The following is a 13,185-nucleotide window of genomic DNA, read 5'->3' on the forward strand; positions in this document are numbered from 1 at the left end:
CGGCTGAATTCAAGATTCGATGCCGAGTCCACTTCCCTGAAACACTTCGTGATCAAAGGCGGTCTTTTTGAACTTCCTCTTATTATTAGAATACTGGTACGAGTGCACCTTTATAAGTATCCTCGATGAATTTTCTTGTATCGTCGGAAGTCAGCGCCTTGGCCAGCTTTTGGATTGCATCGGAATCCTTGTTGTCTGGACGGGCAACGAGAATATTCGTATAAGGTGAATCCTTATCCTCAATGAACAGTGCGTCCGTCAACGGATTCAGGTCAGCCTTAAGCGCATAGTTCGTATTAATCAGGGCCAGATCGACCTCATCCAATTGACGTGGCAACATAGCTGCATCCACTTCTTTAACTTTCAAGTTCTTTGGATTTTCCGTAATATCCTTCGAAGTAGCTGTGATGCCTGCATCCGGGTTCAGCTTGATCAAACCTTGCTTCTCCAGCAAGAGCAATGCACGTCCGCCGTTAGTAGCGTCGTTAGGAATAGCGACCGTTGCACCGTCTGCAAGTTCATCTATAGATTTAATTTTTTTAGAATATGCACCAAATGGTTCAATATGAACACCTACAACCGATACCAGATCGAAGTTATTCTGCTTGTTCTGCTCATCAAGATATGGCTGATGCTGGAAGTAATTCGCATCCAACTGCTTCTCATATACTTGTATATTAGGCTGAACATAATCAGAGAATTCCTTCACTTCAAGATCAACGCCTTCTTCTTTCAAGACTGGAGCAATATGCTTAAGAATGTCCGCATGAGGCGAAGTCGCACCAACGACCAGCTTCACCGGCTTATCCTCGGTTCCGGCAGCGCTGCTATTGCCCGCCGTATTATTTGCTCCTTTGTTACTTCCGCATGCGGATACCACCAACACCAACACAAGAGTTAACAGGGTAAGACTCCACTTCTTCATACAGTATGACCTCCTAAATTTAATTTTGAATAAGGACTCGCATTTATATATTAGTAATTCCTTATTTCCTTGTAAAATAAATGACCAATCGATCGCCCAGCATTTGTAGTACTTGCACCAAGATGACCATAAAAATAACCGAGATGATCATAACTTCCTTCTCATAACGGTAATAACCATACCGGATGGCCAAGTCCCCTAGGCCTCCGCCGCCAATCATCCCCGACATCGCGGTATAAGAGACAAGAGTAACTACCGTAATCGTGATTCCTGCGATCAGCCCCGGCAGCGATTCTGGCAGCAGCACCTTGCGGATGACCTGGAACGGGGTCGCTCCCATCGCCTGCGAAGCTTCGATTACGCCGCGATCTACCTCGCGTAGCGCTGTCTCAACAAGACGGGCGAAGAATGGCGCAGCGGCGATCACAAGCGGAGGAATTGTCCCCTGTACACCAGAGGATACTCCGACAATGGCTCGGGTGAGCGGGATCAGAGCGACGATCAAAATAATGAACGGTACAGAACGGATGATATTAACGACAAATGACATGACTCTGTATACCCATTGCAATACCGTGGAATTGGAACGTGAAGAAACATATAACAACACGCCCAGCGGCAAACCAATAATGAGTGTAAACAGGGTTGAGTACAGCATCATCTGCAGTGTATCCACCGAAGCCGTCCCCATCTCGGACCAATCAATCTTTGAGAAATCCAAGCCCCACATCACTCCATCACCTCCACATCAAGCTCACGTTGTCTTAACAGCGCTATTGTTCGGTTAATATCTTCCTTGCTGCCTTCGAAGGATACCTTCAGCTTCCCGTAAGGCGTATCTTTGATCGTCGATATCGTACCTTGCAAAATAGCGAAGTTAACGCCTGTCTCGCGAACGACCTGTGACATGATCGACTCATACGTCTTCGCACCGAGGAAAGTGATCCTTACGAGCTGCGAACCGCCTACCAGAGAAGCAGCTGACAGTCTGAATCCATCCTCTCCTTGAGAATCGCGATCAATAAATTCCTTCGTTACAGGATGCTTTGGCTTCAGGAATACTTCCGTGACCGGCCCCTCTTCGACAATGCCACCTGCATGAATGACAGCGACTCTGTCGCAGATACTCTGGATAACATGCATCTCATGCGTAATTAGCATAATTGTCAGGTCAAATCTCTTGTTAATGTCCAGCAGCAGCTTGAGAATCGAATCCGTTGTCTGAGGATCGAGTGCAGACGTTGCCTCATCGCAGAGCAGCACATCTGGATCACTGGCCAACGCCCGGGCGATACCAACACGCTGCTTCTGACCACCGGACAACTGAGACGGGTACTTATTACGATGTTCCTTAAGCCCAACCAGCTCAAGCAGCTCATTGACCTTCTTCTCAATCTCTTGCTTTGGCGTATGAATCAGCGTCAGCGGAAATGCGATATTATCAAATACCGTTGCCGAAGAGAGCAAATTAAAATGTTGAAAAATCATTCCGATCTTGCGCCGCTTCTCCTGCAAATCCCGCTTGTTAAGCCCAGTTAGCTCCACACCACCGACCCAAATCTCGCCTTCCGTCGGACGCTCCAGGAGATTGATACAACGGATCAACGTGCTCTTCCCTGCACCGGAATGACCGATGACGCCGAATATTTCACCCTTACCGACGGATAAATTCAACTCGGATAGAGCTGTAGTCTTCTTCTTTTGTCGCCATATGTCTTTGTTAGCTGTTTGAGTTCTATCACAGCGAATTGCCCCCCACTACAATGATGGATTGCGGTATGACCACTCATCTCATCACTGTTAATCACGCATCTTCCAGAAAATACAAGAAAAGAGCCCCTATGCAGATTCAAAGGGCTCTCTTTACGTAAAGACAATGCCTTCTCATCTGTCAAAGCCCTCTCTACATTAAGCAGAACAGACTTTGAAGGAATTAGCACCATGACATCTATCGATGCTGGTTATCGAACCAAACATCAAATAAATCGGTTGCCGGGCTTCATCGGGCCTTTCCCTCCACCACTCTAGATAAGAAAAAATTATGAAATTATAAATTAATGTTTCTGAAACTATTCTGAGTATAGTAACATTCTCACAGTTTGTCAAAGGAAATTTGACACAGTCATCAAAAACAGCGTATTACCAACGTATTCTACCTTTCGGCAAGCTGCTTCCATCTTTGATTCGTATAGACAAATACCGTCTCCAGCGTCTCGCACACCATTTGATAACCTTGCTCTAGATCGCGAATATGTAGATCCAGATCCTCCAGTTCGATTTTACCGAATAAAGCTTGATGTCGCTGCCATAAATCGTCCCGCATCTCCGAATTCATATAATGGATCTCAGTGTTGCGACGGCGTCTTAGCTGGGATAGCGCTTCACGATAGTTATCCTTGATAACGTTCATTCTCTTGCCCAGATCGGCATACTTCGGCATGAGAAGAAGTTGACGCATTACGGTAAAGAATGAAAAATGAGGCTTAATCTTGGCCATCTTCATATCGAATAATTCGTTCAGTACAGTCCCGAGCTTGTCCAGAATCGCGAAGACGCGGATGAACCCGTCCTTATAGAAGAATACGTAGCGTGCATAATTTCCCTGCTCTTCAGGCTCCATATCAGTCACAGAATCATGTGTAACTTTGTTGCGAAACAGGATAGAAGCAAATAAGCATTCCTCAAGTTCATCCAGCGAGGAGATCAATCCCAAAATCCAAATCTCTAGCTTACGATAATCATGAGTCGGATCAGAGTTCTGCTCGATTTCCTTACGCAATAAACGAACGGTCTCCTTCATTGCCCTCTGCACTTTGTCCAGTTTCTCCTCCGCTTGTCTGGGCGGCTCTCCGAGCAAGCTACGCAGCATGGTCTATTCCTCACTTCCCGCTAGAAGTTGTTCATAAATTCCCCCGACTCATCCTTATAGGATGCACCGGATACGACGAGACATCCGTCATGGAAGACAGAAATTTGGCTGATCTCAGCGATGCCATATTCGGCCGACGAGACCCATCAACAGATTCATAGCAAATATACAGCAAAAGCCCGCGAACAGTTCGTGGACTTTTGTTCCTAACTAATTTTTTATAACATTTCACCTATGCGTCTATGCGTCGATCCGCTCCCCGCTAGCCTTGCTGGAGATCTGTCTGCTGAGTTGCCACGTTCTGACGCTCAAATAACATAGCACTCCAAACAAGGAAGCCAGCACGATAATATGGGCAAGTGAAGTAAATAAGTATACTTCGAAATTGTTCAGAGTGAATACGATACCCGCACCCGTGAACACCTGAATCACAATCAGGACCGTTGCCGCAATGCCCAATTTACGAATCTCCCTGTGATGCGGATGCTTCCAATAAGCCAAATGTCCGACAAGCGCAATTAGTACCAGCAACAGTAAAGCCGCGATACGGTGAATAAAAGCGATGCCTGTTCCGCCAGACAAATCTGGAATTAGTTCATTATTGCACAGTGGCCATCCGCTGCAGCCTCCGGCTGAATTTGTATGGCTGACATAGGCTCCTATGTATACAACGATATAAGTATATAGTGTGGCAAACCAAGTCAAATTACGAAATCCTTTTGATACTGGATATACATCTGATGGAGCAATCCCCTGACTGGATTTCTTCTCTGCTGTCTCTTCAGCACGTATACCGAGTGCTAACATGATCGAACTTGCAAAAGCAATTAGTGAGAAGCCAAAATGCAGCGCCATTACACCAGATGATGTGGGATAAATCACTGCCATCGCTCCCATAAAAGCTTGTACCATTACAAAAATAAGCGCCAGCAGAGCGTATAGCTGGAGATCCTTGCGGTTCTTACGGTATAGCCAAAAAGCGACGAACGCTCCTACAGCGAGCAGCCCGGCGGCTCCGCTTACGGCACGATGTGAGTATTCAATCATCGATGCAAGCGTATGGGCAGGTACAAATTTCCCGTGGCAAAGCGGCCATTCATTGCCACAGCCGAGTCCCGACTCCGTCTTCGTCACCACACTCCGCCCAAAGTAGCAAGAAACATGACAAAACAGGACAAGTAACTAAGCCATTTCAAATGCTTGGTTTTCAATGGTTCTCACCTGCTATAACAAAGTGTTAGGAAATTTTCACAATTCATACCACTTCATTATACCTGATATTCCCTGTGCAATCATAGGGGAACATGACAAAATATTCAAAACAAAACGCGCCACCCACCATATGAGATGGGGCAGCGCATTATTTTTAAGCTTTTGTTCTATTTGCTGTCCGCCGTATTATGCAGAACAGAATATACATCCAGTGCTTTATTCAGGAAATCCTCGATCTCCTCGCGTGATTTACGGAGTTTATTGACGAAGCGAACGAGTTCTCTTCCGTCGGTATAAGCGACAAAGCTAGGGATGCCCATAATGTTCTGCTCCTGACTTACGTCTCCGACCTGATCCACATCAACCTCTACAAGGGTCAATCGACCTTCATAATTTTGCTCTACTTCTGGCATAAACGGATCCATAAATTTGCAATCTCCGCACCAATCTGCTTTGAATACAGCTACGATCAAATTACTGGATTGAATACTGACTTGAAAATCCTCAGCGGAAGTAATTTTTCTCATTGACTTTCATCCCTCTCTAATATATTGCCTAAGTGTCGATGTATCTCTAGTCAACCAAAATGAAGTGTGGAAGTCAAATATTTCGGCCATACTTATAGAAGTTGTTCAAAAAGTCCACTTTTGATCACGTAGTTAATCAGGAAGCAAATTCGACATCGAATCTTGAACTCAGGCCCTAGCTTCATTCAACCTTCTCGGTGCTGAAAACCGACCTTTTTGAACCCACACTTATATCAACTACACGATTAATTGCTTAGAAAGCGAGGTCCTACCATGACGCAGCAAGTCCCCCTGATCCGGATAGCATGACCAAAGACGGGCTGAAAAAATTGATTTTTCGTCTGCCGTCAGCCATCGGCGAAGCTGTTAAAGACAAGGCTACTCAGTGGTCAAACTCCAACAAATTAAGGGAAGATCGAGTGGCTCTCGACTGGAACGATGCCGTGGTCAACGCTGTTAAAGCGGAAATCGAGGATTTGCTGCGCCGTAAATCTACATTGGGGAGTATCGCAGAGCAATGGACGGAAGCCGAGCTAAAGCTCGCCGAAGAGATCACTGAAGCTACCCGTAAGGCTGAAATCAGCAATATCACAAGAAGTGAAGCCTACTGGTTATTCTATGAACAATATCCTGAGCTACATTGGGCTTTTCTGGCTCATATGATGTCGCGCAATACCGGCTGGTGTATGACCGACCTACAAGGCAGCAGATTAAAGAATGCACTTGATGATGAGAATAAACAGGCCATCTACCGTTTTTCGAGCGCAGCAATGCGCTTATCTTCCAGGATGCCTACCCGCAGCTTCTACTTTATGCCAAGAGCCGCGAGATCGGCCGCAGCCTGTTCCACTTGCTTTCGTACTTCCATGTCTCCCGCTTCATGCAGCCCTTTTGGGAGCGATTCTGGATCGACCGCAGCAGTCCGCTGCTCACCGTCGGACTTATCATTAATGCGCAGAACTATGTAGAGAAGCAGGTCTTTCGCCATCCGCATTATCAATTATTTATGGACAATACGGATGAACCGACTCTGATTCAACAGCTTGGCATGAATCATGTTATCTTCCCGCTACTTGAGAACAGCGGGGATGAAGACGGACTCACGGAACAGGAGTCCGTCTTAGATGGGCAAGACTGCCTTGAAACCTGCGATGTACACCGGCTGGCCGGTCGTAGCATCGTCAATCTAGGCAGTCTGCCCGACCGCATCGCGTTAGGCAAGAGCCTATACGCGATGCTGTCGGCCTGCGCGCTGTGCACAGCGGCGCGCAGCGCTTCGCCGCGAGCGTGCCGCACACCGGCTCGCGGGCAGACTATTGGCCGGACTTGTTCACGGCCAATCCAGCGCAAGCACTGCCCCTTGAACAAGGGGCAGTGCTTGCCGATGGCGAGACGCTGCCTGACGGCCAGCGTCTCTATAGCCCCAAGCTGCTGGACGCTTGGGGCGACGCCGCCTATGAACCAATCCTGCGTGAGGATTGGTTCGAGGACCAAGCGCGCTGAATGGAATCAGCGCGCCACAGCCGCCGTACCTATGCGACATCAGTCGCGAGTACAGGTACGGCATAACGAAGGCGGCGCCCCTGGAGGGCGCCGCCGACTAAGACCTTACATCGTTCCGCCTGTCCCGGCTGAACCTGAACCACGCTGCAGACGCATAAGTGGTCTGAAGACCTTCTGTAACGCCCGCGGATAAGTTCCAAGCTCTTCCTTGCGAACTACGCGTAGAACGACGAGCAATACTGGATAAAGTGCTACTACTGCGGCCCCAACAATGCAGCATGTAATGAAGAAGGCCACGCGTCCTGGCATAAAGGCTTCCATACCAATGCCAAGCTGATTCAGCCCATAACCGACTCCCGTCAAGACAATAACGGTAAGCGAGAATCCGACCCAGCGTCCTTGCATAATCGAGAATGGAACAATCTTCTTCATCGAACGCAGATTAAGCAGCGTAATGACGAGGAAGCATAATGCTGTTGCAATAATAATGCCATAGATTCCAAGCAGTGGAGCCAAGGCATAACTGGCTACGAGCTTAACGATAATTCCGATCATGACGTGTACCATGGATAAAGTTGCCTTGTTGATCCCGAGCAGAATCGAGTTGCTCGTCATCATCGTAATCTGGAAGATCGTTGCAAAGGTAAGCAAAGCCACGATTCCACTTCCGTCACGCGTACTAAACAGCAAGCCATTTACCGAGTAAGCTGCCGTGCCTAAAGCGAGAATAATCGGCATCCCTGTAAGTACAGCGACCTGCATAGCCAAGGTAACCTGCCGCTTCAAGTGCGCCTGGTCCCCACGGGCAAAGGCTGCCGAGATGATCGGAACAAGCGATTGACTCAGTGCAATAGCCAGGATCGGCGGAATACCAGCAATCATCTGTGCCCGGTTGCCTAGAATCCCAAGTACATAAGTCGCCTCATTCGGACCAATTTGTCCTGACAAGAGTGGCTTCAGAATCGAGTTATCAATGAAGTTCACGGCGGACACCGTCATCGAGGAGACGACGATCGGGATCGACAGCTTGAAGATCTCTGCATAGATGCGGCCATAGGACATCCTAGCCTGTCCATCTTGCGCCTGAAGTGGCAGCTCAGTACGGTCCTTACGGCGTACCTTCATATTGTAATAGAGCATAACGAGCAGAGCGGCTAAACCGCCGATGACTGCCCGAAAGTAGCTCCGGCAGCAATCTTCTCTCCCGAATATCCCCAATGATAGAATAGGAACGCCAAAATAAGACAGGTTCCTACACGAACAAATTGCTCAATAACCTGCGAGATACCGCCAGCAATCATAATGTTCCGACCCTGTAAGTACCCGCGGATAATTGCGATCAGTGGAAATAACAGCAATGCCGGCGCCAGCGCACGGATCGTCACGGCTGTCTCGGGTATTCCCGTGGCTCTAGCGTACACCGGTGCGAAAACATACAAGAGTACGAACATCACGATGCCTGAAATCGCGGCGAACATCAGCCCGGCATGATAGATTCGTCTTGCTTCCATTGGACGGTTCAACGCATGACGCTCCGATACCATTTTACTTAGCGTACTAGGGATTCCCGCCGTTGCAATCGTCAACAGCATGAAATAAGCGGCATTCGCCTGAGAGTAGGATGCATTCCCGATATCGCCCAATATATGCTCCAAGGGAACGCGCTGGAACAAACCTAGCACTCTAGCAATCAATGCCGCTCCGGCAAGAATTAACGTGCCTTTAATAAATGATTCTTTCTTAGACAAAAATAATTCCTTCTTTCCAGGATTACTTTAAGAGTAATGCGCAATTCTTACAAATTTATACAACCCAAATAATGAATATAACGATCATGACAAGCTGGAGGATAATTTTGACCACGAAGCTGCTTAATAAGCCTACAACCGAGCCGATCCCTACCTTAAAAGCTTTCTCTAGACTCTCCCCTCTGATCAGTTCCCCGATCATCGCACCAATCAAAGGACCGAGAACAAGACCAAAGGCCGGAATGACAAAGGGACCGATAATGATGCCGATTGTACTAAGCCAGATGGAGAGCTTGCTGCCGCCAAACTTCTTGACACCCCAAGCCCCGACTGCATAATCTGCCACCATCAGAACAACAACTATCAGCGTCTGTACGGTCCAGAATACCCAGCCGAACGATTCGAACGAGAAGAACCAGCCATATACGAAAAAGGCAAAATAGACAGCAAGCACACCCGGCAAAACAGGATAAACCGCCCCCGCCATCCCTATAGCAAATAGTAGGATGACCAATATCCAGCCCAGCACTGCCATGCAACGCTCACTCCTCCGTCAAAATATAATCGCGGATAATCAGCGCTATCCCATCATCATTGTTGGAAGCCGTAACGACATCCGCATTTTCCTGAACGGCTATCTGTGCGTTGCCCATCGCTACGCCCAGACCAGCCGCTTGGATAACGGCAAGATCATTTAAGCTATCGCCGATCGCTACTACCTCTGACATTTTTACATCAAGCAATTCACAAACAGTACGAATTCCACTCGCTTTATTAATACCAGCAGGATTGATCTCCAAATTATAAGGCGATGAATTGGTAATCTCAAGTCCGCCGATATTTTGCAGCTCTAACATTAAGGAATGACGAATGTCATGATCCTCGGTATGATATCCGAACTTGAGCCATTGATTTCGATCCAACAACTCCGGCTCCCAGTTCTGCTCATTATAGTTTCCTTCTACAGCATCCGCCCAGAACCACACATTTTTGTCCCGGGACATTTGATACATTTGAGAGACAATCGCCTTATCAAGTAATTCACGATGGTAAAGCTCATGTGGAGTACGCCATACTTCACTTCCGTTAACTGTCACCATTGGCGTATCCAAGCCAAGCTGTTCACCGAACGGTACAGCCTCAATAAACCTACAGCCCGTAGACAAGCAAACATGTACTCCGGCCGCCATTGCCTTGCGAATCCATAATTCAGTCTCTGGGGAGATCTGGTGTTGATCCGTAAGTAGTGTACCATCCATATCCAAAGCCAGCAATTTATACTTCAACAAGTAATCCCCCGTTCTGTAAATGAATGTCTAATTGAGATTTTAAGGTTTTAAGCACAACATAACGTCATTTTATCATAATCATTGCCACTCCACATAGACGTCGCTCACACCTGACCATTTATCCAACAAACTGCCGAGTTAATGAGAATCGGGCACATATTTTCCCGAGTAAATCATGATCATACATATGGGGTCCACAATTTATCACATACGGCCTAGCCTCGATTCCATTAAATCTCACTTATCCAATAAAGTAAAAAAGAACCTCCCGCAGGAGATTCTCTATATCTTTTTACATCGTTGTTATTTTAATTCACTCTGTGATCTGTTTCAAGCCGCTAACTCGCATCTGCCAGGCGTTTCATCCAACGAGAGATAAGTCCATGCGAAGGCGAGAGCAGGAAAGTCAGTACGAACAGAATGCCACATACCGTAATCATCGAACCGGCAATAGAAGCATCGAATAGCTTCGCCATATAATAACCGCAGGTAGAGCTGATGGCCCCGATAATGACACTGTATAGCAACATTAGTCCAAGACGATCGGTCAACAAGTATGCTGTCGCTGCAGGGACAATTAACATCCCGACGACAAGTATAGCTCCTACACTTTCAAAGGAAGCTACCGTTGACAGGGAGACCAGCCCCATCAAGAGATAGTGGAACAAGGCCACCGGTATGCCTAGGGCTGCGGCGAGTGCAGGGTCAAAGGCACATATTTTGAACTGTTTATAAAATAACACGACCGTAATCAGCACAATAAGGAAGGTTACTCCCAGCATCCAGATAGCGACAGGACCTAGATTGTAGCCATTCCAGATCAAAGAATCCCATGGCACATAGGCTATTTCTCCAAACAGCACACAATCCAGATCGAGGTCTATATGCTGGGCATTTCGGCTGATCAGAATAACCCCGATCGCGAATAATGCCGTAAATACAATACCGATTGAAGCATCTGATTGCAATCCGCTTCGCTGCAGCAGTTGAATCAAGAATACGGTAACCAGTCCAAGCACTGCAGCCCCGAACAACATCAAGAACGAATCCCGCGAACCGCCAATGAGGAAAGCAATTGCGATACCGGGAAGCACGGAATGACTGATCGCATCCCCCACCATCGCCATTTTGCGTAGGATGAGGAAGCAGCCAAGAATTCCGCAGGTTGCCGCGACTAAGGTGCCGGTAAGTATAATCCAGAAATCCATCATCCGTCGAGCCCTCCTTCTACAGTTCCTGTGCTGTGGCGAGCGGTCTTAAGCGATTGGCTCTGTCGTATATGCTGCTTGGTGCGAGCCCTGCGCCATATTTTAGCTACAAGGCCCCGATTCGGAGCAAACACTGCCGAGACAAAGAACAGAGAAGTTGCCGCCAATACAGTAACTGGACCAGGTAGGTAGATTGGACAACGTTCCGCTTATTAATGTCCCCGTAACACCTGAGAATGCGCCGATCACTCCGGCAATGATAATCATGACTCCAAGTGAGTCCGTCCAATATCTTGCCGACACTGCTGGAGTGATAAGTAGTGCAGCCACCAGTACGACGCCAACCGCTTGAATCCCTACGACGACAGCGATAACTGTCATGAATAAGAGCAGCTGCTCCAGCAACCCTACCTTCATCCCCATCCCTCGGGCAAAGCCAGGATCAAAGCTGATAAGCTTGAATTCCTTGAATAATATGAAGCATATCAAGATCAATAGCAGTGAAACGGCGCCCATCATATATACATCAGACTTCATCATCGACGCCGCCTGTCCAAACATATATTTATCGAGTCCGCTCTGATTCCCGTTCCCGCTGTGCTGAATCTTCGTCATCAGTACGACCCCAACTCCGAAAAATACCGATAAAATAATGCCAAGTGCTGCATCCTGCTTTATACGTGAATAACGAGTTATAGCATATATGCCAAAAGTAGCTATCATTCCTGACACGATGGAACCGATCATGAACAACCCAATCGATTTAACGCCGCTTAGCATGAAGGCGATGCAAATTCCCGGCAATGCAGCATGGGCTAGCGCATCCCCAACAGGCTCTGCTTGCGCAAATAAGTGAATGAACCAATAACTCCACTGCCAATTCCAAGCAATAAGGATCCCATCAGAATCCATTGCATATTAGGATCTGCGAACCAGGTCAATAAGGAAGACATCATGTGCGGCTCACCGCCCCGATCGGTACATGTGCTCCTTCCGCTTCATCCGGCAGCCCCATACCGCTCTTCACACTCGTCTGACCAGTTTTCGCGTTGTCTACTTTCTTTACGCTCTTGCTTGTCTTCGGCGGGTTAGAACTCTTATTTTTTTCTCCTTCATTGTCAGGCACATCGATTTCCTTCGCTACATCCTGCAGCATGGCTATTCGTCCACCGTAAGTCTTCTGCAGATTGGAGGAGGTAAATGTCTCTTCGGTTGGACCTGCAGCCACCAGCTTGCCGTTAAGTAGTAGGACTTCATCGAAGTACTCCTTCACGGTGGACAGATCGTGATGAACAACGAGGACTGTCTTGCCTTGTTCCTTAAGCTCATGAAGCAGACTGATGATCGCTTTCTCCGTCGTCGCGTCGACACCAGCGAATGGTTCGTCCATGAAATAGAGCGTTGCATTTTGCGCTAGAGCTCTAGCTAGGAATACTCTTTGCTGCTGTCCCCCGATAATTGACTAATCTGCCTACCAGCGAAATCAGCCATTCCAACCTTAGCCAGACACTCCATGGCGATTTGCCGTTCCTTCATTCCCGGACGACGAATCCAGCCTAAATGTCCATATCTGCCCATCATAACAACGTCCAGCGCGTTCGTTGGGAAATCCCAATCGACTGATTCACGCTGTGGCACATAGCCGACTTTCTTTCGGTTCTCTTGGTAACTGTGGCCAAATATCTTTACCGAACCTTCAACGGTCGGAATAAGTCCCAACACCGCCTTAAGCATCGTCGATTTACCTGCCCCGTTTGGACCGAGCACGCCAATCAGCTTCCCGAAGGAATCTGAAACGAGACCGAATTCAATACTGGCTTCTTCTGATAAGCCACCGTCAAATTACTCACTTCAAGCGGGTGCATTTCCATAGTTATATCGCTCCTTATCTCCTTGGCGTTTAT

The 13,185-nt window shown here is 47.6% G+C and carries 8 protein-coding genes, 6 pseudogenes and 1 riboswitch; of the genes and pseudogenes, 1 reads left to right on the forward strand and 13 read right to left on the reverse strand.

Features of this window, described 5'->3' with window-relative positions:
- Nucleotides 1-85: 85 nt before the first annotated feature.
- The 6 genes and pseudogenes from RE628_RS23810 to RE628_RS23835 form a co-directional block, all read right to left on the reverse strand.
- Entirely contained in the window at nt 86-925 is an 840-nt protein-coding gene (locus RE628_RS23810; RefSeq protein WP_309155607.1) for a MetQ/NlpA family ABC transporter substrate-binding protein, read from the reverse strand.
- 61 nt (nt 926-986) lie between these two features.
- Nucleotides 987-1,655 (reverse strand): methionine ABC transporter permease, encoded by a 669-nt coding sequence (locus RE628_RS23815; RefSeq protein WP_309159550.1) that lies wholly within the window; start codon nt 1,653-1,655, stop codon nt 987-989.
- A pseudogene (locus RE628_RS23820) lies at nt 1,655-2,667 on the reverse strand (methionine ABC transporter ATP-binding protein). Before RE628_RS23820 ends, RE628_RS23815 begins: the two are co-directional and overlap by 1 nt.
- A 139-nt stretch (nt 2,668-2,806) precedes the next feature.
- Nucleotides 2,807-2,960: riboswitch (SAM riboswitch) on the reverse strand.
- Between the two features lie 117 nt (nt 2,961-3,077).
- Nucleotides 3,078-3,794: a Cthe_2314 family HEPN domain-containing protein gene (locus RE628_RS23825; protein ID WP_309155609.1), complete on the reverse strand. Its 717-nt coding sequence runs from the start codon at nt 3,792-3,794 to the stop codon at nt 3,078-3,080.
- Between the two features lie 240 nt (nt 3,795-4,034).
- Nucleotides 4,035-5,005 (reverse strand): annotated as a pseudogene (locus RE628_RS23830) (heme A synthase).
- A gap of 168 nt (nt 5,006-5,173) precedes the next feature.
- Complete coding sequence (locus RE628_RS23835) at nt 5,174-5,533, reverse strand: thioredoxin family protein (protein ID WP_309155613.1); 360 nt, start codon at nt 5,531-5,533, stop codon at nt 5,174-5,176.
- Between the two features lie 305 nt (nt 5,534-5,838).
- Between RE628_RS23835 and RE628_RS23840 the strand changes: the two are divergent.
- Nucleotides 5,839-6,710: pseudogene (locus tag RE628_RS23840) on the forward strand (DUF2515 family protein); the annotation flags it as partial.
- Nucleotides 6,711-6,863: 153 nt separating this feature from the next.
- On the opposite strand, the gene RE628_RS29825 reads toward RE628_RS23840, so the two are convergent.
- The 7 genes and pseudogenes from RE628_RS29825 to RE628_RS23875 all read right to left on the reverse strand — a co-directional run.
- On the reverse strand, nt 6,864-7,100 hold the full coding sequence (locus tag RE628_RS29825; RefSeq protein WP_375143148.1) for a hypothetical protein: 237 nt from the start codon (nt 7,098-7,100) through the stop codon (nt 6,864-6,866).
- 41 nt (nt 7,101-7,141) lie between these two features.
- Nucleotides 7,142-8,784: pseudogene (locus RE628_RS23850) on the reverse strand (oligosaccharide flippase family protein).
- Nucleotides 8,785-8,839: 55 nt separating this feature from the next.
- Nucleotides 8,840-9,319 carry a DUF456 domain-containing protein gene (locus RE628_RS23855; protein ID WP_309155616.1) on the reverse strand — a complete coding sequence of 160 codons (480 nt, stop codon included), beginning with the start codon at nt 9,317-9,319 and terminating at the stop codon, nt 8,840-8,842.
- A gap of 7 nt (nt 9,320-9,326) precedes the next feature.
- Nucleotides 9,327-10,070, reverse strand: coding sequence for a Cof-type HAD-IIB family hydrolase (locus tag RE628_RS23860; RefSeq protein WP_309155618.1), 744 nt, complete (start codon nt 10,068-10,070; stop codon nt 9,327-9,329).
- A 341-nt stretch (nt 10,071-10,411) separates the two neighbouring features.
- Nucleotides 10,412-11,284 carry a metal ABC transporter permease gene (locus RE628_RS23865; protein WP_309155620.1) on the reverse strand — a complete coding sequence of 291 codons (873 nt, stop codon included), beginning with the start codon at nt 11,282-11,284 and terminating at the stop codon, nt 10,412-10,414.
- Nucleotides 11,281-12,234: pseudogene (locus tag RE628_RS23870) on the reverse strand (metal ABC transporter permease). The gene RE628_RS23865 and the pseudogene RE628_RS23870 overlap by 4 nt, the downstream one beginning before the upstream one ends.
- A gap of 194 nt (nt 12,235-12,428) precedes the next feature.
- Nucleotides 12,429-13,152, reverse strand: a pseudogene (locus RE628_RS23875) (metal ABC transporter ATP-binding protein); the annotation flags it as partial.
- Nucleotides 13,153-13,185 lie beyond the last annotated feature (33 nt).

The organism is Paenibacillus sp. D2_2 (assembly GCF_031199965.1).
Taxonomy (GTDB): Bacteria; Bacillota; Bacilli; order Paenibacillales; family Paenibacillaceae; genus Fontibacillus.

Coding starts and splice junctions, on each gene's coding strand:
- RE628_RS23835 (WP_309155613.1), bottom strand. CDS start 5,533: ATGAGAAAAATTACTTCCGCTGAGGATTTTCAAGTCAGTATTCAATCC.
- RE628_RS23865 (WP_309155620.1), bottom strand. CDS start 11,284: ATGATGGATTTCTGGATTATACTTACCGGCACCTTAGTCGCGGCAACC.
- RE628_RS23825 (WP_309155609.1), bottom strand. CDS start 3,794: ATGCTGCGTAGCTTGCTCGGAGAGCCGCCCAGACAAGCGGAGGAGAAA.
- RE628_RS29825 (WP_375143148.1), bottom strand. CDS start 7,100: ATGCCGTACCTGTACTCGCGACTGATGTCGCATAGGTACGGCGGCTGT.
- RE628_RS23855 (WP_309155616.1), bottom strand. CDS start 9,319: ATGGCAGTGCTGGGCTGGATATTGGTCATCCTACTATTTGCTATAGGG.
- RE628_RS23810 (WP_309155607.1), bottom strand. CDS start 925: ATGAAGAAGTGGAGTCTTACCCTGTTAACTCTTGTGTTGGTGTTGGTG.
- RE628_RS23815 (WP_309159550.1), bottom strand. CDS start 1,655: ATGTGGGGCTTGGATTTCTCAAAGATTGATTGGTCCGAGATGGGGACG.